At 72.0% G+C, this 17,825-nt stretch carries 17 protein-coding genes; 7 read left to right on the top strand and 10 right to left on the bottom strand.

What is annotated here, in order from left to right; genetic code table 11:
* Positions 1 to 83 precede the first annotated feature (83 nt).
* Positions 84 to 962 (bottom strand): glutamate ABC transporter substrate-binding protein, encoded by an 879-nt coding sequence (locus RE421_RS13340; RefSeq protein ID WP_309810847.1) that lies wholly within the window; start codon positions 960 to 962, stop codon positions 84 to 86.
* Between the two features lie 75 nt (positions 963 to 1,037).
* Entirely contained in the window at positions 1,038 to 1,832 is a 795-nt protein-coding gene (locus RE421_RS13335) for an amino acid ABC transporter ATP-binding protein (protein WP_309810844.1), read from the bottom strand.
* A 136-nt stretch (positions 1,833 to 1,968) separates the two neighbouring features.
* Here RE421_RS13335 and RE421_RS13330 point away from each other — a divergent pair, with 136 nt between their 5' ends.
* The 3 genes from RE421_RS13330 (at position 1,969) to RE421_RS13320 (ending at position 3,439) form a co-directional block, all read left to right on the top strand.
* Positions 1,969 to 2,823 (top strand): TIGR00730 family Rossman fold protein, encoded by an 855-nt coding sequence (locus RE421_RS13330; RefSeq protein WP_309810842.1) that lies wholly within the window; start codon positions 1,969 to 1,971, stop codon positions 2,821 to 2,823.
* Positions 2,820 to 3,143 (top strand): DivIVA domain-containing protein, encoded by a 324-nt coding sequence (locus RE421_RS13325; protein WP_309810839.1) that lies wholly within the window; start codon positions 2,820 to 2,822, stop codon positions 3,141 to 3,143. Before RE421_RS13330 ends, RE421_RS13325 begins: the two co-directional genes overlap by 4 nt.
* 125 nt (positions 3,144 to 3,268) lie before the next feature.
* A complete protein-coding gene (locus RE421_RS13320) occupies positions 3,269 to 3,439 on the top strand; it encodes a DUF3117 domain-containing protein (protein WP_309810837.1) in 171 nt (56 codons plus the stop codon).
* 68 nt (positions 3,440 to 3,507) lie between these two features.
* On the opposite strand, the gene RE421_RS13315 is transcribed toward RE421_RS13320, so the two are convergent.
* On the bottom strand, positions 3,508 to 4,158 hold the full coding sequence (locus tag RE421_RS13315; RefSeq protein WP_309810833.1) for a class I SAM-dependent methyltransferase: 651 nt from the start codon (positions 4,156 to 4,158) through the stop codon (positions 3,508 to 3,510).
* A 212-nt stretch (positions 4,159 to 4,370) separates the two neighbouring features.
* Between RE421_RS13315 and RE421_RS13310 the strand changes: the two genes are divergently transcribed.
* Positions 4,371 to 5,561, top strand: coding sequence for a zf-HC2 domain-containing protein (locus RE421_RS13310; protein WP_309810830.1), 1,191 nt, complete (start codon positions 4,371 to 4,373; stop codon positions 5,559 to 5,561).
* Between the two features lie 31 nt (positions 5,562 to 5,592).
* Positions 5,593 to 6,249 (top strand): twin-arginine translocase TatA/TatE family subunit, encoded by a 657-nt coding sequence (locus tag RE421_RS13305; RefSeq protein ID WP_309810828.1) that lies wholly within the window; start codon positions 5,593 to 5,595, stop codon positions 6,247 to 6,249.
* Between the two features lie 20 nt (positions 6,250 to 6,269).
* On the opposite strand, the gene RE421_RS13300 is transcribed toward RE421_RS13305, so the two are convergent.
* From RE421_RS13300 to RE421_RS13290, 3 genes are read right to left on the bottom strand one after another with little or no spacing between them, the layout of a single operon-like run.
* Positions 6,270 to 7,445: an Mrp/NBP35 family ATP-binding protein gene (locus RE421_RS13300; RefSeq protein ID WP_309810826.1), complete on the bottom strand. Its 1,176-nt coding sequence runs from the start codon at positions 7,443 to 7,445 to the stop codon at positions 6,270 to 6,272.
* A complete protein-coding gene (locus tag RE421_RS13295) occupies positions 7,442 to 8,206 on the bottom strand; it encodes a DUF1003 domain-containing protein (protein ID WP_309810824.1) in 765 nt (254 codons plus the stop codon). Before RE421_RS13295 ends, RE421_RS13300 begins: the two co-directional genes overlap by 4 nt.
* The gene (locus tag RE421_RS13290; RefSeq protein ID WP_309810820.1) at positions 8,206 to 9,459 is read right to left on the bottom strand and encodes a magnesium transporter MgtE N-terminal domain-containing protein; all 1,254 of its coding nucleotides are present in this window, start codon (positions 9,457 to 9,459) and stop codon (positions 8,206 to 8,208) included. Before RE421_RS13290 ends, RE421_RS13295 begins: the two co-directional genes overlap by 1 nt.
* A 115-nt stretch (positions 9,460 to 9,574) precedes the next feature.
* Between RE421_RS13290 and RE421_RS13285 the strand changes: the two genes are divergently transcribed.
* Positions 9,575 to 10,678, top strand: coding sequence for a general stress protein (locus RE421_RS13285; RefSeq protein WP_309810816.1), 1,104 nt, complete (start codon positions 9,575 to 9,577; stop codon positions 10,676 to 10,678).
* A gap of 24 nt (positions 10,679 to 10,702) precedes the next feature.
* Here RE421_RS13285 and RE421_RS13280 read toward each other — a convergent pair whose 3' ends face one another.
* Positions 10,703 to 12,262, bottom strand: a complete 1,560-nt coding sequence (locus RE421_RS13280) for an aminopeptidase P family protein (protein WP_309810813.1) — start codon at positions 12,260 to 12,262, stop codon at positions 10,703 to 10,705.
* A gap of 46 nt (positions 12,263 to 12,308) precedes the next feature.
* Between RE421_RS13280 and RE421_RS13275 the strand changes: the two genes are divergently transcribed.
* Positions 12,309 to 13,157 (top strand): PHP domain-containing protein, encoded by an 849-nt coding sequence (locus tag RE421_RS13275; protein ID WP_309810811.1) that lies wholly within the window; start codon positions 12,309 to 12,311, stop codon positions 13,155 to 13,157.
* 88 nt (positions 13,158 to 13,245) lie between these two features.
* On the opposite strand, the gene RE421_RS13270 is transcribed toward RE421_RS13275, so the two are convergent.
* The 3 genes from RE421_RS13270 to RE421_RS13260 form a co-directional block, all read right to left on the bottom strand.
* Positions 13,246 to 14,088, bottom strand: a complete 843-nt coding sequence (locus RE421_RS13270; protein WP_309810808.1) for a site-specific DNA-methyltransferase — start codon at positions 14,086 to 14,088, stop codon at positions 13,246 to 13,248.
* Between the two features lie 21 nt (positions 14,089 to 14,109).
* Entirely contained in the window at positions 14,110 to 15,867 is a 1,758-nt protein-coding gene (locus RE421_RS13265) for a DEAD/DEAH box helicase (RefSeq protein ID WP_309810806.1), read from the bottom strand.
* A 285-nt stretch (positions 15,868 to 16,152) separates the two neighbouring features.
* Complete coding sequence (locus RE421_RS13260) at positions 16,153 to 17,733, bottom strand: RNB domain-containing ribonuclease (RefSeq protein WP_309810803.1); 1,581 nt, start codon at positions 17,731 to 17,733, stop codon at positions 16,153 to 16,155.
* Positions 17,734 to 17,825: the final 92 nt, after the last annotated feature.

Raw genomic sequence — 17,825 nt, 5'->3', positions numbered from 1 at the left:
GGGCAGTGGCCTGAGGACGACGGCGGCGGGCCGGGCGGGGTGCCCGGCCCGCCGCCGTCCTACGGTGCGGTCCTGCGGGCGGATCAGGCCTCGCAGGATTCCATCTCGGCCTCGGGGCCGTTGTTCAGCTCCTCGTCCGGGGTGTAGCCGGTGCCCTCGGTGTTGGTGGTCAGGGCCTCTTCCCAGGCTCCCTCGTCCTTCATCTTGGTGATGGCATCGTTGATGGCCTGGCAGTCCTCGCCGCCCTTCGGGATGCCGACGCCGTAGCGTTCGACGGTGAAGGCATTGCCGACCACCTTGAACTTGCCGGAGTTCTCCGGGGTGGCGGCCAGGCCGGCCAGGATGATGTCGTCCGTGGTGACGGCGTCCACCTGTCCGGACTCGAGGTAGGTCACGCACTCGGCGTAGCCGCCCTGCTCCACGAGGTTCACTCCCTCGGCGAACTCGTCCTTGATCTTCTGGGCGGAGGTGGAGCCGGTCACCGAGCAGAGGTTCTTGCCGTCCAGGTCCTCGGGGCCCGTGATCTCCGAGTCGTCGGAGCGGACCAGCAGGTCCTGACCGGCCACGAAGTACGGTCCCGCGAAGCCGACGCGCTCGGCGCGCTCGTCCGTGATGGAGTACGTCGCGAAGATCATGTCGACCTCGCCGCCCTCGAGGGCGTTCTCGCGATTGGCCGAGGGGGTCTGGACCCACTCGATCTGGTCCTCGGAGTAGCCGAGTTCGCCGGCCACGTACGTGGCGACGTCCACGTCGAACCCGGTGGGATCGCTGTTTCCCTCGCGGAAGCCGAGGCCCGGCTGGTCGAACTTGATGCCGATGCGGACGGAGTCGCCGCCGCCGCCACCGGCGGATTCGGTGCCGCCACCCTCGCTGCCGGCGTCGGTGGACGACGGGGAGCAGGCGGACAGGACGAGGGCGGCCGACGCGGCGACGGCGGCGGCGGACAGGAGCTTCTTGCGCATGGTTCCTCCAGTGACGGTGCTCGTGAGCCGAGCGGTTGGGTGCTGTGGTGACAGGTTCGGTGGTGCGGTGGTGCGTTAGTGGGTGAGGATCTTGCCCAGGAAGTCCTTGGCCCGGGGGTGCTGCGGATTCGAGAAGAACGACTCCGGATCGGTGTCCTCGAGGATGGCGCCCTGGTCCATGAAGACCACCCGTTCCCCGGCCTTGCGGGCGAAGCCCATCTCGTGGGTGACCACCACCATCGTCATGCCCTCGTGGGCGAGCTGGACCATGGCGTCCAGCACCTCCTGGACCATCTCAGGGTCGAGCGCGGAGGTGGGCTCATCGAAGAGCATGACCTTGGGCTTCATGGCCAGGGCCCTGGCGATGGCCACGCGCTGCTGCTGGCCACCGGAGAGCTGGGCCGGCATCTTCTTGGCCTGCTGGGCCACGCCGACGCGTTCCAGCAGCGCCATGGCCTCCTGCTCGGCCTGCGACTTCTTCAGCCCCTTGACCTTGATCGGACCCAGGGTCACGTTCTCCAGGATCGACTTGTGCGCGAAGAGGTTGAAGGACTGGAACACCATGCCGACGTCGGCACGGAGCTTGGCCAGCCCCTTGCCCTCTGCGGGGAGGGGCTCGCCGTCGATGCGGATGATGCCGCCCTCGTCGATGGTCTCCAGCCGGTTGATGGTGCGGCAGAGCGTCGACTTGCCGGAGCCGGAGGGACCGAGGACGATCGCCACCTGCCCCTCGGGGATGGTCAGGGTGATGTCCTTGAGGGCCTGGAACGAGCCGAAGTGCTTGTTCACGTTCTCCAGCTCGACGAGGGCCCGCCGGGCGGTGAGGTCGGCCGCGGGGGGATCCGCTGGGGCCGGTGTGCTCTGCGTCATAGAGGGAGACTATAGGACATGGCCGGTGCGAATGAGGTATCGGCGGTCGTCACCGCCCTGTTTTAATCCAATCGTTGCCATTCTGAAACATCTCTTGAGCGTCTGGTGGGGGACCCGGACGACCTAGGCTGGGGCCATGTCCCCCGATGCGTCCTCCACCGACCCCGGCATCACGCCAGCTCCCAGGATCCGGCGCGGCCCCCAGACCCTGCGGGGCGCGGCCGCCGCGGGACCCACCTTCGACCAGCTCCTGTTGCGCTCGGACCAGGAGGAGCCGCCTCAGTCCACCACCACGGACGCGTGGCGCGTGATGCGCATCCAGGGCGAGTTCGTGGAGGGGTTCGGGGCGCTGGCGGACCTCGGGCCGGCCATCTCCGTGTTCGGCTCCGCGCGCACGCGGCCGGGCTCTCCCGAGTACGAGCAGGCCCGGGAGGTGGGGCGCCGGCTGTCCGAGGCCGGCTTCACCGTGGTCACCGGCGGGGGACCCGGAGCCATGGAGGCCGCCAACCGGGGCGCCAAGGAGGGCGGCGGGGTGTCCGTGGGGCTCGGGATCGAGCTACCCCACGAGCAGGGCATGAACGACTGGATCGATGTCGGGGTCGACTTCCGCTACTTCTTCGTCCGGAAGGTGATGTTCCTGAAGTACTCCGAGGGCTTCGTGGTCGCCCCGGGGGGCCTGGGGACCCTGGACGAGCTCTTCGAGGCACTCACCCTGGTCCAGACCGGCAAGGTCACCGCCTTCCCCGTGGTGCTCCTCGGCCGGGAATTCTGGTCCCCGCTGGTGGACTGGGTCCGGGGCACCCTGGTGTCCCGGGGCATGATCAACGCCGTGGACGCCCACCTGCTCCAGGTGGCGGACACGCCGGAGGAGGCCGTGTCCCTCGTGCTCACCACCGTGGCCGGTGGCCGCTGGCCGGACCGGGAGACCTGGGATCCCGAGCATCACCGGATCGCCGCGGACCACGGTCTGGCGGCAGGTGACCCCCAGTGAGCGTCTTCGTGGTGCTGGTCCTGGTGGCCGCCGTCGTGGTGGTGGGGTTGCTGGCCCTGGCCGTGACCGGGCGCGGCGGCTTCGCGGCCCCGTTGGCGGACCCCGTGCGCTTGCTGCCGCCCGTGCTGCTGCCGCCGGACCCCTCCGCGGCGGACGTGGACCGGCTGAGGTTCTCCCCGGGGCTGCGCGGCTACCGCATGGACCAGGTGGACGAGGCCCTCCAGGTGCTCTCCGTGGCCCTCGCCGAGCGCGACGCCGAGATCGCCCGGCTCAGGAGCCGACACGGTGTGATTAGCGGCACCGCGCGGAATCCGGAATAATGGGGTTGTCAAGCGCTGAAGCGGCCTCGCCGGATTGCCTCAACCCGTGCGGCCGCACGAAAAGTCTTGCCGCCCCCGGTGTGCCATGTGGTGACCACGGGGGCCGCAACGAGAAGGGAACACAGATGGCAGCCATGAAGCCTCGTACCGGGGACGGTCCCATGGAAGTGACCAAGGAAGGCCGGAGCCTCATCATGCGCGTGCCGATCGACGGCGGGGGCCGACTGGTCCTCGAGCTCAACAAGGAGGAGGCGGCCTCCCTCAAGGAGTGCCTGGTGGGCGTCACCGAGGGCTGAGCGCCGGCACCCCGGCCCCGCCGCCTGACGGCTGCGGCGCCGGGGTGTTGCGTGCCCGGAAGGCCGCGTCAGCGCCGCACGGCCAGCAGGATGCCGGAACCGGTGGGGACGAGCGCCGAATGCCACATCTCGTCGTCCCGGAGCAGCTTGCCGGCCTCGCGGGTGGCCACGGTGGAGGCCTCCCGGACGGCGGGCTTGGGGACCCGGTCCTCGTCCAGGGCGTCATTGACGATGAGCAGGCCTCCGGCGCGCAGCAGCCGTGCGGCCTGTTCCACGTGGAAGACCAGGGAGGCCTTGTCCGCATCGAGGAACACCAGGTCATAGGCCTTACTGTTCAGCCGGGGGACCACCGTGCGGGCCCGGCCGGTGATCATGCGGGTGCGGTTGGCAGGGAAGCCGCCCTCGGCGAAGCCCTCGCGGGCGGCGCGCAGGGCCTCGGCGTCCGGGTCGATCGTCGTCAGCATCGCCTCGCGGGTCAGCCCGCGCATCAGCGCGATGCCGGACACCCCGGCGCCCGTGCCGATCTCCACCACGTTGGCCGGGGAGCGGGTCGCCGCCAGCACCGTCAGCAGGGCGGCGGCGCCCTCGGTGACGGGCACGATCCCCAGGTCGCCGGAGCGCTCACGGGCCCGCAGGAGGACGTCGTCCTCGGCCGGACGGGACTCGGCGAAGGCCCAGCTGGCGTGCTTGTCCGTCTGGTGGGGGCTCAGGGCCTTCATACGGCGTGCTCGATTCTCTGGTCCGGTGATGCCGATCGGCAATCCATACTACGGGGAGTCCGGCGACACGCCTTCATGCTCAGGCTCCTCACAGAATGGGGGGCCAGACTGGATGGAGATGGAAAGGAGTCGCCGGCAGTGATGATCCCCGACTGCACCCCCCTCTTCGTACCGTCCCCCGCAGGAGCCTGCGGGCGGAAAGGTCCACGCTGATGGCGGTGTTCCACCCCCGGGCACGCTTCGACTCCTATGTGGAGGACGCCCTGCCTCCGGTCTCCCGTGAGCGGATCACCGCCCACCTGGCCCTCTGCGGCGAATGCCGCCGCGAGGTCCAGCAGCGCGAACGCATCCTGCAGTTCGCCTCCTCCGTGCATCATTCCCCCGCCGACCGGCCCGTGCCGCCGGGCGCCGAGGCGTCCTCCGGTCGCCGCCAGTCGACCGGTGACGCCGCCACCACCCCGGTGCTCGAGGCGCGGGACGGCGTGGCGGGGTGGAAGGTGGTGGCCGGGATGGGCGCCCTCGGGCTGGCCGCCGTGGCCGTCCTGGGCGCGGCCTGGATCGCCGGGGACCCGGAGTCCACGGCCGAGGCCGCCGGCGGGGACCGACTGCTGCCCGCCGCCAGCCCGTCCGCCACCTCCCCGGGCACGGAGCACGACGCCGGCCCCGTCACCGAACGGACCGCCTCGCCGTCTGTGACCGGAGGGGAGGGCTCCGCGCCGGACGGCGGCGGGGAGTCCGGGCCCGCCGTGCTGTCCCCGGCCGGCGTCGACGGTGCCGCCGCCTCGCCATCGGTATCGGCGGGTGCCACCGACTTCTCCGCTGACAGCTCGGGGAGTCCCGAGGTGGCACTGGCCGGAGTCGTCGCCCTGACCCCGGACATGGTCACGGATCTGCGGCAGCACGGCTGGAACGTCCCCGGCCTGAACGGCCTCGGCCTCCTCCACGACTCCACGGGCTGGGCCCTGGTGGGGGACACCGCCGAGGTGGTCATGTCCCTGCAGGGCGACCAAGCCTCCCTGGTGCTCCACGAGTGCCGTTCCCTGGCCGAGGACGCCGGGATCCCCGTCTGCCCGGTGGGCGCCGGCCGGACCGGCACCGGCACGCCCGAGGGGTCCGTGGCGACGGCGGGCCAGACGCGTGACCTGCCCGTGGGTGTGGAGATGTCCGTGCTGGACCACGGGGACGGTTCGTGGACGGCCACCGCCCACACCGCCCAGGCCGCCTACACGGTGGAGTCCGACCTCCCGGTGGAGCGCGCCGACCGGGTGATGTCCCTCGTGGTGATCTCGGAACGGTCCCGCGTGCAGGCGGGCACGGATCCCGAACGCCCGGCTGACCGTCTCGCGCGGGGCTTCGAACGCCTCCTGCCGTGGGTGGCGGAGGCGGAGGGCGAACGCCGGTGACGGTCCGGCTCCCGGGGTAGGCTAAGGTTCCGTGACCTTCGGTATCAACGGCGCAGAGCTGATCATCCTGATCCTGCTGGCCGTGCTCGTGCTCGGGCCGGAGAAGCTTCCCGAATACGCGCGCAAGCTCACCGAGTGGATCCGCAATCTGCGGCGCATGGCCGAGGGCGCCAAGTCCCAGTTCAAGGACGAGACGGGCACGGACTTCGACGAGATCGACTGGAAGAAGTACGACCCGCGGCAGTACGATCCCCGGCGGATCATCCGGGACGCCCTGGCCGAGCCGGTGGACGGGGACACCCAGGGGGCCGCCGCCGCCAGCGTCTCCGACTCCTCGTCCTCGCGTTCGTCGTCGAGTTCAGCCTCGTCCGCGCGGGGCGGCCTGCGCCGTGACCTCGAGGCGGCCCGCAGTGAGCGCGACGCACTGCGCGAGGACCTCAAGGACCTGGATCCCCGCTCGCTGCTGTTCGGTGCCTCACCGCGGCGCCCGCGAGGGCAGGCCGGTGCCTCGTCGGCGGCCGCCAGCACCGCTGCCGCCACCGCCGCTGCCGCCACCTCCGCCGGCGCTGCAGCGGACGCCGACGCCCAGGCACCCGAGCCGACCACCGCAGCCCCGGAAGCCACCGAGCCGGCCACGGCAGGGGCGGCAAGCATCGAGCCGGCGCCCTTTGACGCGGACGCCACCTAGGCTCAGTCGGCCCAGTCGACTCAGTCGCGCGGAGTGACGGGCAATTTCAGCCCGGAGAGCCCGCGGGGACGCACCGCCAGGGACTCGGCCACGCGCCGTAGCTCGGCCCCGGCCGGCGAACTGGGGTGTTCCAGCACCACGGGAGTGCCGCCGTCGCCGTCCTGGCGCAATTGGGGGTCCAGCGGCACCGAACCGAGCAGCGGCACCTCCCGGCCGAGCGTCTCGGTGAGCCGGTCCGCGACCGTCTGCCCGCCGCCGGAGCCGAAGAGGTCCAGCACGGATCCGTCCGGCAGGGTCATGGCGGCCATGTTCTCCACCACCCCGGCGACCCGCTGCCCGGTCTGTTCGGAGAGTTCCCCGGCCCGGGCCGCCACCTGGGCCGCGGCCTGCTGCGGGGTGGTGACGATCAGCAGCTCGGAGGTGGTCAGCAGCTGGGCGGCCGAGATGGCGATGTCCCCGGTGCCCGGCGGGAGGTCGACCAGCAGGACGTCGAGGTCGCCCCAGTACACGTCCGTCACGAACTGCTCGAGCGCGCGGTGCAGCATCGGTCCGCGCCAGGCCACCGGCCGGTCGCTGTCCAGGAACATGCCGATGGAGATGACCTTCACCCCGTGGGCCACCGGGGGCAGGATCATCTCGTCCACCCGCGTGGGGCGGGCGGTGGTGCCGAGCAGGCCCGGGATGGAGAAGCCGTGGATGTCCGCGTCCACCAGGCCCACGGACAGGCCGCGGTCCGCCAGGGCGGTGGCGAGGTTGGCCGTCACCGTGGACTTGCCCACGCCGCCCTTGCCGGAGGCCACGGCGTACACCCGCGTCAGGGTGCCCGGCCCGAAGGGGTTCGGCGGCCGGCCGCCCGTCAGGAACTCCTTGAGGGCCGCGCGCTGTTCCGCGGTCATGACGGCCATCTCCACCGTGACCGACGTGCATCCCTCCAGATCGGCCAGGGCACGCTCCACGTCGCCGGTGATGGTGTCCCGCAGCGGGCAGCCTGCGATCGTCAGCCGGACGCCGACGGCGAGATGGCCGGCACCTGCCGGATCGTCCTGGCCCCCCTCGGTGACGGAGGCGATCATGCCCAGTTCGGTCACCGGCCGCCGGATCTCCGGGTCCAGGACGGTGCCGAGGCGGGTCCATGCGGCCCGCTCCAGGTCCGTGGTGAGCTCCGGGACCTCGGCGGGCCCAGGGGTGTCAGTCATGCGGTGTCGTCTCCAGCTTCTCGGTTCGATCCGGCGTCGCCGGCCTCCTCGGCGGCGATGATGGCCAGGGTGGTGGTGGGCGCGCCCTCCTCGTCGCCCTCGATGCGTTCGCGGGCCTCACGGCTCGGCCGGTTCTTCTTCTTCTTGCCCTTCCGCTGCCCGGAACCGGCCGCCTGGGGTGCCGGGCCGGCGTCGTGCCCTCGGCCCATCTCCTCGAGGAGCTCGGCCCGCACCTGCTCGCGCCACTCGTCCTTGAGGTCCTCGGTGATCTCGGCGACGGCGTCCCGCATCTCCGAGCGGACGAAGTCGCGGGTGGCCACGTCCTGCAGCGCGATGCGCAGTCCGGCGAGCTCTCGGGTGAGGTATTCGGTGTCCGCGAGGTTGCGTTCGGCGCGGTTGCGGTCCTCCCGCAGGGACACCTTGTCCCGGTCGTCCTGCCGGTTCTGCGCCAGCAGCAGCAGCGGGGCGGCGTAGGAGGCCTGCAGGGACAGCACCAGGGTCAGGGCGGTGAAGCCGATGGCGGCGGAGTCGAAGCGCCACATCTCGGGGGCGAAGGTGTTCCAGCCGAGCCAGACGGCGCAGAAGATGGTCATCCACAGCAGGAACTGGGGTGTCCCCATGAATCGGGCGAAGCCCTCCGTGGCCTCGCCGAACGCATCCGGATTGGGGCTCAGCCGGGGCCAGCGGCGTCCTCGCGCGCGCAATGGCGTGTCGAGGCCGGTCCGGCGTGGGCCGGTGATCTCGGGGTTCTTGTCCGCCATCAGGACACCTCCTCGGGCTCGTCCATGCTGCGCCAGTCGTCCGGCAGCAGGTGGTCCAGCACGTCGTCCACGGTCACGGCACCGACCACCCGGTGGTGTTCGTTGACCACCGGGATGCAGGTCAGGTTGTAGGTGGCCAGTTCACGGGTCACGGCCGGCAGGGGCATGAGGTCGGAGACCGGCTCGAGATCCTTGTCCAGGATGTTGCCCAGCGGCTCCGGCGGGGGATAGCGCAGCAGCCGCTGGAAGTGCACCACGCCGAGGTAGCGGCCGGTGGGGGTCTCCAGCGGGGGCCGGGCCACGATCACCAGTGAGGCCATGGCGGGGGTGAACTCCTGCTGGCGGATGTTTGCCAGCGCCTCGGCCACGGTGGCCTCGGGCGGCATGATGACCGGCACCGGCGTCATGACCGACCCGGCGGTGTTCTCCTCGTATTCCATGAGGCGGCGGACGTCGTCCGCGTCCTCCGGCTCCATCAGCTCCAGCAGGAGTTCCTGCTGGGAGTCGGAGAGCTCGTGGAGGAGGTCGGCGGCATCGTCCGGGTCCATCTCCTCGAGCACGTCCGCGGCGCGCTCGATGTCCAGGTTGGAGATGATCTCCACCTGGTCGTCGTCCGGCAGCTCCTGCAGGACGTCCGCCAGCCGCCCGTCCTGCAGCTCCGCGGCCACCTCCACGCGGCGCTTGGCCGTCATCTCGTGCAGCACGTCGGCGAGGTCGGCGGCCTTGAGGTCCTCGTGCGCGGCCACGAAGCTGGAGGCACCCTGCGGCTCCTCGCGGGCGGCCCAGCGGGACTCGTTCCAGTCCAGCAGCAGGTGCTCGCCACGGGCGCGTCCGAAGGCGTTGCGCCCGGCAGCCCGCCGGACGTAGAGGTCGCTGACCAGCCAGTCGCCGTTGCGCTGCTGCTCCAGGCCCAGGTCCTCGAGCACGGCCTGGCCCGAGCCGTCGGCGAGAGTGACGCGGCGGTCGAAGAGGTCGGCGGCGACCATCAGCTCGGCCCCGCGGCGCTCGAAGCGGCGCAGGTTGATGAGCCCCGTGGTGATGATCTGCCCGGCACCCATGGAGGTGACGCGGGTCATGGGCACGAACACGCGTTTCTTGCCCGGCACCTCGATGACGATGCCGACGGCGACCGGTGGCTGGCCCGGCCCGCGCTCGGTGACGACGGCGTCACGCATGCGGCCCAGACGGTCACCCAGGGGGTCGAACACGTCCAGGCCCAGCAGGCGGGCGACGAAGATCTTGGGGGCATTCACCCATCCAGCCTAGTCGGCGTGTCCGGGCTGCGCCGGGAGCGCGGTCCTTACGCCGGTGGCGGAGAACCCACCGCTGCGTGGTGCCCCGTCCGCCGCCGGACGGCACAATGGTTCCATGTCCATGCTCTTCGGTCCCACGTCCTCCGATCCATCGGTCAGCGGCCTGCCCCGCGGCGAGGTACTGGGGTCTTACCCCACCTACCTCGAGGCCCGGAAGATCGTGGACGAGCTCGCCGGCCAGGAGTTCGACGTCCGCACGGTGTCGATCGTCGGCACGGACCTGCGCACGGTCGAGCGGATCCGCAACCGCCTGACCTATCCCTCGGTGGCGCTGCGCTCGGCCATCCAGGGCGCCTTCTTCGGGCTGATGCTCGGCATCCTGATGACCCTGATCGATCCCGCCGACAGCGGTGTCCAGATCCTCTACACCGTGGGCCTCGGCGTGGCCGTCTGGGTGATCTTCGGGGTGATCGGCCACGCGATGCGCAAGGGCCGGGGCGTGAACTCGGTCCAGCAGCTCGTCCCGTCCAACTTCGACGTGGTCTGCGAGTTCGAGACGGTCGCCCAGGCCCGGCAGGCCCTCGGCCGCCCGGGCGCGGCACGGCCCCCGGCGCCCACCCCGCCGCCCGCTCAGCCCCTGGCCCAGCAGCAGGGCACGACGCCGGCCCCCGAGCGTCCCGCGTCCAGCGCACCGGACGCGCCGGCTCCGTCTGCGGAACAGGCCCCTGCACCGACACCAGCACCGTCAGCGGCGCAGGCACCGGGGCCGGCCGACCCAGCGCCGGCGCGCACCGGAGTCTTCCCCGACCTGCCGGACGGCCGACCCCAGTACGGGGTGCGCCTGCCCGAGGACGAGGCCCGGGAGCTGCAGGAGCGCATCCTGCGCGAGAACGCGGCCCGGAACGCCCCGGCCGGGGAGGCCGGAACGGGCCCAGGGTCGTTCGAGGCCCCCGCCTACGGCAAGGGTGGTAAGGGCGCCTCTGCGTCCTCGGGGGTCTCAGGCCGTCGCTCGGATCCGGACCGGCCCGTCGACGGCGGTGCCGCACCGGTAGCGGAGGGCGAGCGGCCGGCGTCGGACACCGTGACCGGAGCCGGTGCCGACGCCGGCACCACCGCGGAGGGCCACGCCCGGCCGCGCTACGGCCGGCGGGCCGCCCCGGCCCCGGAGGACTCCTCCGAGTCCCGGGACGCCACGGGCGAGCCCGGCGACCGCTCCTGAGCGCCGCAGGGGAGCCGCGGAGGATCAGCCCAGCAGCCGCGCCATCCAGGCCTCCACGGCCTCGGGCGTGCGAGGGAGGGCGGCGGAGAGGTTCTCGGCGCCCTCGTCCGTGACGTAGATGTCATCCTCGATCCGCACGCCGATGCCGCGGTACTCCTGGGGCACGGCCAGGTCCTCGGCCTTGAAGTACAGGCCCGGCTCGATGGTGAAGACCATGCCCGGGACGATCTCGGCATCCAGGTAGAACTCGCGCTTGGCCTGGGCGCAGTCGTGCACGTCGAGGCCGAGGTGGTGGCTCGTGCCGTGCGGCATCCAGCGGCGGTGCTGCTGGCCGTCGGGGGAGAGGGCCTCCTCGACGGACACCGGCAGCAGGCCCCACTCGTGCAGGCGGTCGGCCAGCACCTGCATGGCCGTGGCGTGGACGTCCCGGAACCGCAGGCCGGGCTTCACGGCGGCGAAGGCGGCGTCGGCGGCGTCGAGGACTGCCTGGTAGATCCGGCGCTGGACCTCCGTGAAGGTGCCGCTGACCGGCAGGGTCCGGGTGATGTCCGCGGTGTACAGCGAGTCCGCCTCCACCCCGGCGTCCACGAGGATGAGCTCCCCGTCCCGCACCTCGCCGTTGTTGCGGATCCAGTGCAGCACCGTGGCGTTGTTGCCGGCGGCCGCGATGGTGTCATAGCCCAGGTCGTTGCCCTCGAGGCGGGCCCGGGAGAAGAAGGCGCCCTCCACGATCCGCTCGCCGCGGGCATGGCCCCGGGCGGCGGGCAGGACCTTGACGATGTCCTCGAACCCGGCGATCGTGGCGGCCACGGAGCCGCGCAGCTCCTGGACCTCCCAGCCGTCCTTGACCAGGCGGAGCTCGGAGAGGAACTCGGCCAGCACCGCGTCCAGGGCGTCGGAGGCCTCGAGGTCCACCCCGGTGTTGATGCGGGAGGTGTCCACGAGGGCCTCCACGTCCAGGTCGGAGCCACGCAGCAGGCGGATGCGCACGCCGCCGATCTCCACGGCGCCGGCGTTCTTGGTGACCGCGACCTCCAGCTCGGACAGGTCAGCGGTGCGCAGGCCGGTCCGGGACTGCATCTCGCCCAGCGTGGGGCGGGAGCCGATCCAGAACTCGCCGGTGCGGGCGTTGGAGTAGAACTCCTCGGAGTCGCGGCCGGCCATCGGGCGGAAGTAGAGGGTGGCCTCGTGGTCGGTGCCGTGGTCTCCCGTGCCGGGGTCCACCGGCTCGAGCACCAGGACGGCATCCGGCTCGTGGTCCACGCCGAGGCCCGTGAGGTGGGCGAAGGCCGAATGGGCGCGGAAGCGGTAGTCCGTGTCATTGGACCGCACCTTCAGCGGGCCGGCCGGGATGACGAGGCGCTCGCCCTCGAACTGCGCGGAGAGGGCCTTGCGGCGCTGGGCGGCGAACGGGGAGGAGGCGTCCGGCATCACGAGGGGGGTCTGGGCCGGTGCCCAGTTCGAGCCCATGAACTGCTTGAACGCGTCCGAGGTGGGCTTCTGGGACCGGTTGTTCACCCGGTCCTCCACGGGCTGGGGGTCGTTGTCCGGGGTCACCGGGGGCTGGGACTGTGCATCACTCATGGCGTCCATCATCGCATTGTCCCCGGCGTTGGCTAGGCTGATGCCCATGCCGTTCGACCTGCACACGCACTCCAACATCTCGGACGGCACCGAGCCGCCCGCGGAGGTGGTGCGCGCCGCCGCCCGGGCCGGGCTGACGGGACTGGCCCTGACGGACCATGACACCACCGCCGGCTGGGGTGAGGCCGCGGTGGCGGCCCGGGAGCACGGTCTCGTCCTGGTCCCCGGCATGGAGGTCTCCTGCGTCTCGGACACGGGGATCAGCGTGCACCTGCTGTCCTACCTGCATGACCCGCTGGCCCCCGGCCTCACCGGGGAGATCGCCCGCTCCAAGTCCTCCCGCCACACCCGGGCCCAGCGCATGGTGGAGCGGCTCGCGGAGGACTACCCCATCACGTGGGACATGGTGCTGGCCCATTCGACCCCGGACGCCACCCTCGGACGGCCCCACATCGCCGACGCCCTCGTCACCGCGGGCGTCGTCCGGGACCGCTCGGCCGCCTTCACCTCGATCCTGACCCCGCGCTCCCCCTACTACGTGGGTCACTACGCCCCGGACCCGGTGGACGCGGTGCGGCTCGTGCTCGAGGCCGGCGGCGTCCCGGTCTTCGCCCACCCGATGGCCTCCATGCGCGGGCGGGTCATCGGCATGGAGCTGTTCCGCGAGATGATCGACGCCGGGCTGGCCGGCGTGGAGGTCTTCCACCGGGACAACCCCGACGAGGCCCGGCGCACCCTGCGGCTGATCGCCGCCGAGCACGGGCTGTTCATCACGGGCTCCTCCGACTACCACGGGGCCGGCAAGCCCAACCGGATCGGGGAGCACACCAGCCCCGCCGAGGTGGTGGCCCGGATCGAGGAACAGGCCACCGGCACGCAGGCCATTCGCCCCTGATTCCTTCCGCAACTGGCGGTCAGATTCGGCCCATTCTGCCGGGTTACTCCCCGGTAATCGGGCCGGATTCGACCTCCAGTTGACTGGGTCAGAGGTGCTCGGCCAGCCGCGCGCGCATGACCTCGAGCGCGGCGGGGTTCTGGTCCACCAGCACGAAGCGCCGGCCCAGCTCAGCCGCGGCGGCGCCCAGGGTGCCGGAGCCGGCGAAGAAGTCCAGCACCCAGTCTCCGGGGCGGGAGGAGGCGGCCACCATGCGCCGCAGCAGCCCCACCGGCTTCTGCGTGGGGTAGCCGGTCTTCTCCCGGCCGGTGGGGGAGACGATGGTGTGCCACCAGACGTCCGTGGGCAGCTTGCCGCGCGCCACCTTCTCCGGGGTGACCAGTCCGGGGGCCATGTAGGGTTCCCGGTCCACCTCGGCCGAGTCGAACCAGTAGCCGTCCGGGTCCTTGACGTAGACCAGGATCGTGTCATGCTTCGCCGGCCAGCGCCGCTTCGACCGGCCGCCGAAGTCGTAGGCCCAGATGATCTCGTTGAGGAAGCACTCCCGGCCGAAGATCGTATCCAGCATGACCTTGGCGTAGTGGACCTCGCGGTAGTCCAGGTGCAGGTACAGGGTGCCGTCGTCCGCCAGCAGCCGCCAGGCCTGACGCAGCCGGGGCTCCAGGAACTCCCAGTAGTCGGCGAAGGCGTCGTCGTACGTGGAGAGGGCGCCCTTGATGGTCTTGTAGCTCTGCCCGCCGAAGCCCACGCGGTCCGCCTCCTCCCCGGAGGCCCGGACCATGGACAGCTGCTGGCGACGCTGGGTCCGGCCGGTGTTGAACGGCGGATCCAGGTAGACCACGGTGAAGGACCCGTCCGGCAGTGAGGGCAGGAACGCGAGGTTCTCCGCCCCCACCACCAGGTTGGGGCCGTCAGGGGTGAACGGTGTCACGGTGCTTTGACGCGGCGCGGGTCACTCGCCGGACTGGCCCTCGCCGCCCTGGACCACGGTGCCGTTGCGGCGTCGGGTGCGGGAGCGGCTGCGGGAACGGCTGCGCGTCGCGCGGTCCTCGGAGACGCCGGCCTGGCCGGACACGGCATCACGACGCCGGCCCTCGCCCTCGGCGCGGGCCTCGCCACCGCGGTGCTCGCCGGCGACGCCGTCGCGGCCGGAGCGGGACCGGCTGCGGCCGTGGCCGCCGTCGCGATCGCCCTCCCGGCCCGCACCGCGGCCGCCGCGGCCCGAGCGACCGGACCGGCCGCCGTCGCGCCCGGACTCACGGTCTCCCCGCCCGCGACCGCCGCGTTCACCGCGGCCCTCCGGCTTGGCGCCCGGGCCACCGAGGTCCTCGAGGGTCTCGGCGGCCAGCCCCGCCCGGGTCCGCTGGTCGCGGGGCAGCCGGCCCTTGGTGCCCTTCGGGATGTTCAGGTCCTCGAAGAAGTGCGGCGAGGAGGAGTAGGTCTCCGGCGGCTCCGGGACGTCCAGGCCGAGGGCCTTGTTGATGAGGCCCCAGCGCGGCATGTCCTCCCAGTCCACGAGGGTGACGGCGGTGCCCTTGTTGCCGGCGCGGCCGGTGCGGCCCACGCGGTGCAGGTAGGTCTTCTCGTCCTCCGGGCACTGGAAGTTGATCACGTGGGTCACGTCGTCCACGTCGATGCCGCGGGCCGCCACGTCGGTGGCCACCAGCACGTCGATCTTGTCCCCGCGGAAGGCGCGCAGGGCCTGCTCGCGGGCCCCCTGGCCGAGGTCGCCGTGGATGGCGCCGGCCGCGAAGCCGCGCTTGGCCAGCTCGTCGGAGACGCGGGCGGCGGTGCGCTTGGTGCGGGTGAAGATGATGGACTTGCCGCGGCCCTCGGCGCGCAGGATGCGGGCGACGAGCTCGTCCTTGTCCATGTGGTGGGCGCGGTAGACGAGCTGGCGGATGTCCTTCTTGGTGATGCCCTCGTCCTCCGGATCCGCGGCGCGGATGTGGGTGGGCTGGGTCATGTAGCGCCGGGCCATGGCGACCACGGGGCCGGGCATGGTGGCGGAGAAGAGCATGGTCTGGCGGACCTCGGGCACGGCGGCCAGGAGGGTCTCGACGTCCGGCAGGAAGCCGAGGTCCAGCATCTCGTCCGCCTCGTCCAGCACCACGATCTTCACGAGCTTGAGGTTGAGGTGGCGCTGGCGCATCAGGTCGATCAGGCGGCCGGGGGTGCCGACCACGACCTCGACGCCGCGCTGGAGCTCCTCGATCTGCGGCTCGTAGGCGCGGCCGCCGTAGATCGTGGCGATGCGCACCGAGCGCTTGGACGCCGCCGTGGTGATGTCCTGGGCCACCTGGTTGGCCAGTTCGCGGGTCGGGGCCACGATCAGCGCCTGCGGGGCGCCGGGGGCATCCAGCGCGTCGAACCCGGGCTCGCCGGGACCGATGACGCGCTGGAGTGCCGGCAGGCCGAAGCCGAGGGTCTTGCCGGTGCCCGTCTTGGCCTGGCCGATGATGTCATGGCCGCCCAGGGCCACCGGCAGGGTCATGGCCTGGATGGGGAAGGGATGGGTGATGCCCTTCTCGGCCAACGCCTCGACCATGTCTGAGCGGACCTTGAAGTCGGCGAAGGACTTCTCGGCCACGGGCTCATTGGGCTCGGCGATGTCGATGGATTCCTCCACCTCGATCGTCTCGATCCCGGAGGTGGCCAGGTCCTCGGTGTCGAGGTCGTGGTCCGCGGCGATCTTCTGTTCTGGGGTCATGGGGTTTTCGGTCCCGTCATTCAGGCACGACTCCAGCACGACGGCACTGGTCCCAGTGCACTCCGGCGTCTCGCTCCCGCTGGCAGTGCCAGCTGGCGGGGCGGCGCGGATCGGCCGGACGCCATGCGTCCATGGTGGAGCCGATCGCGGGAGGTGCAAGGCCGTCAGCGCGAGGGCGCTGGGCCTGTGGACCCGGTCTGGCCCGTAGGGCGGCTGCCGGATCCGGGGAGTCGAATCACGAGGGTGAACGCAGTTGAACAGTGCGATCGGTCATCCTTGATGCCCTCAGTCTACCGGTTCGGGCGGCGGCTGCTGCCCGGCGACCCGGAACAGGACGGTGCGGGTGGCCAGGTCCGTCGTGATGAGCTCCACCCGGATCTGGCTGCCGGCCTCCGCGAATCCCTCGTAGCGGGCCAGCACGGGCGGTTGCCCCACCTGGACCTCGCCCCAGGGCAGCCGTCCCTCGGTGCGGGCCTTCTCGGCCTGCTCGGGGCTGGGCGCGGAGATCACCACCGCGGGGAACTCGTGGCCCTCCATCCCGGACAGGGAGGCCGCCTCGACCAGTTCCAGGGCGGCGTTCGAGGCGCGGGACGCCGTCAGCCCGGACTCCCTCATGGCCTCCGGCAGGGCCGGCAGCAGGGCACGGACCCCTTCCGGGACCGGCTGTCCCTGGACCAGTGCCAGGCATGTCACCAGCACGAAGCGGTCCACCAGCCGGCGCAGCGGCGCGGTGGTGTGCGCGTAGGGTGCGGCGATCGCCGCCTGGACGGTCACCTCGGGCGTGTCGCCGTCGAAGGCCGTGTAGCCAGCCCCGCGGAACAGGGAGGTGGCCGCGTGCATGACGGCCAGCTGGCGGGGATCGGCGGTGTCCAGCCCGCGCAGGTACTCGCCGTAGGGCTGGCTCTCGGGCCACGGGTGGCCCAGCGCCCGGGTGCGGGCCCGGAAGGTGGCCTCCGAGTCCGCGTCCGCCGGCGGCATGGTGCGGAGGATCCCGATCCTCCCGCAGAGCATGATCTCCGCTGCGGCGATCCCGGTCATCAGCGAGATCTGGGCGTTCCAGTCCTCCACGGCCAGCGGGGGAGCGGAGAGGACCTCGTAGCCCCGGTCCGTGGCCGTGACCTCCTGTTCGGGCAACCGCAGGCTCGCACCCCCGCGCCGGATCTCCTGGGCGGCCCGGAGCAGGCCGACCTCCCGGAGCAGGGACAGGGTGGCGGAGGTCTCGCCGCCGTTGCCGCCCTCGCCACGGTCGATCCGTTGCTGCGCCTGCTCGTAGGTCAGCTGTTCGCGGCTGCGCACCCGCGCGCGTTCCAGGCCGGTGGACACCACGGCCCCGTCCGCGTCCAGGCGGAAGGTCCACAGGTAGGCGCCGCGGTCCACCCCGGGCAGCAGGGATCCGGTGTCCTCGCTGATCACCTCGGGATGCAGCGGGACCCGCCCGTCCGGCAGGTAGATGGTCTGGCCCCGGCGCAGGGTCTCGGCGTCCAGGGCGCCGCCCGGCGCGATGAACGCCGGGACATCGGCGATGGCGTAGTGGACGGTGAACCCGTCGTGGGGTCCGGGGTGTCCGGCGCTTCCGGCGGCGCCGGCCGCGCCCTCGGTGTCCTCGGTGTCCTCGGTGCCCCGCCGGATGTGGACGGCCTGGTCCAGGTCGGTGGATCCCGGCGGGTCGATGGTGAGCAGTGGCAGGTCCGTGCGATCGCTCGCGGGCAGGCGATCTGCCGTGGCGGCCGCGGCCCGCTCGGCCTCCGCGAGGACCTCGGGCGGGAACCCTGCGGGCAGGGAGAACTCCTGGCGGAGGGCCGCCAGGTGTCCGGCCAGTTCGGTCTGGGCGGCGGAGCGGGCGAGATCCAGGTGCAGGTGGGCCACGCGCTCACCCTACCGGGCGGTCACCTCAGACGACTGTGCGGGCAGAGATCACTCGTGATCTCTGCCCGCACAGTGAGGGGGTGGGGGGGAGG

The sequence above is a fragment of the Citricoccus sp. I39-566 genome, from assembly GCF_031432995.1.
Classification (GTDB): domain Bacteria; phylum Actinomycetota; class Actinomycetes; order Actinomycetales; family Micrococcaceae; genus Citricoccus; species Citricoccus nitrophenolicus_A.
This window is presented reverse-complemented; position numbering and strand designations above follow the sequence as displayed.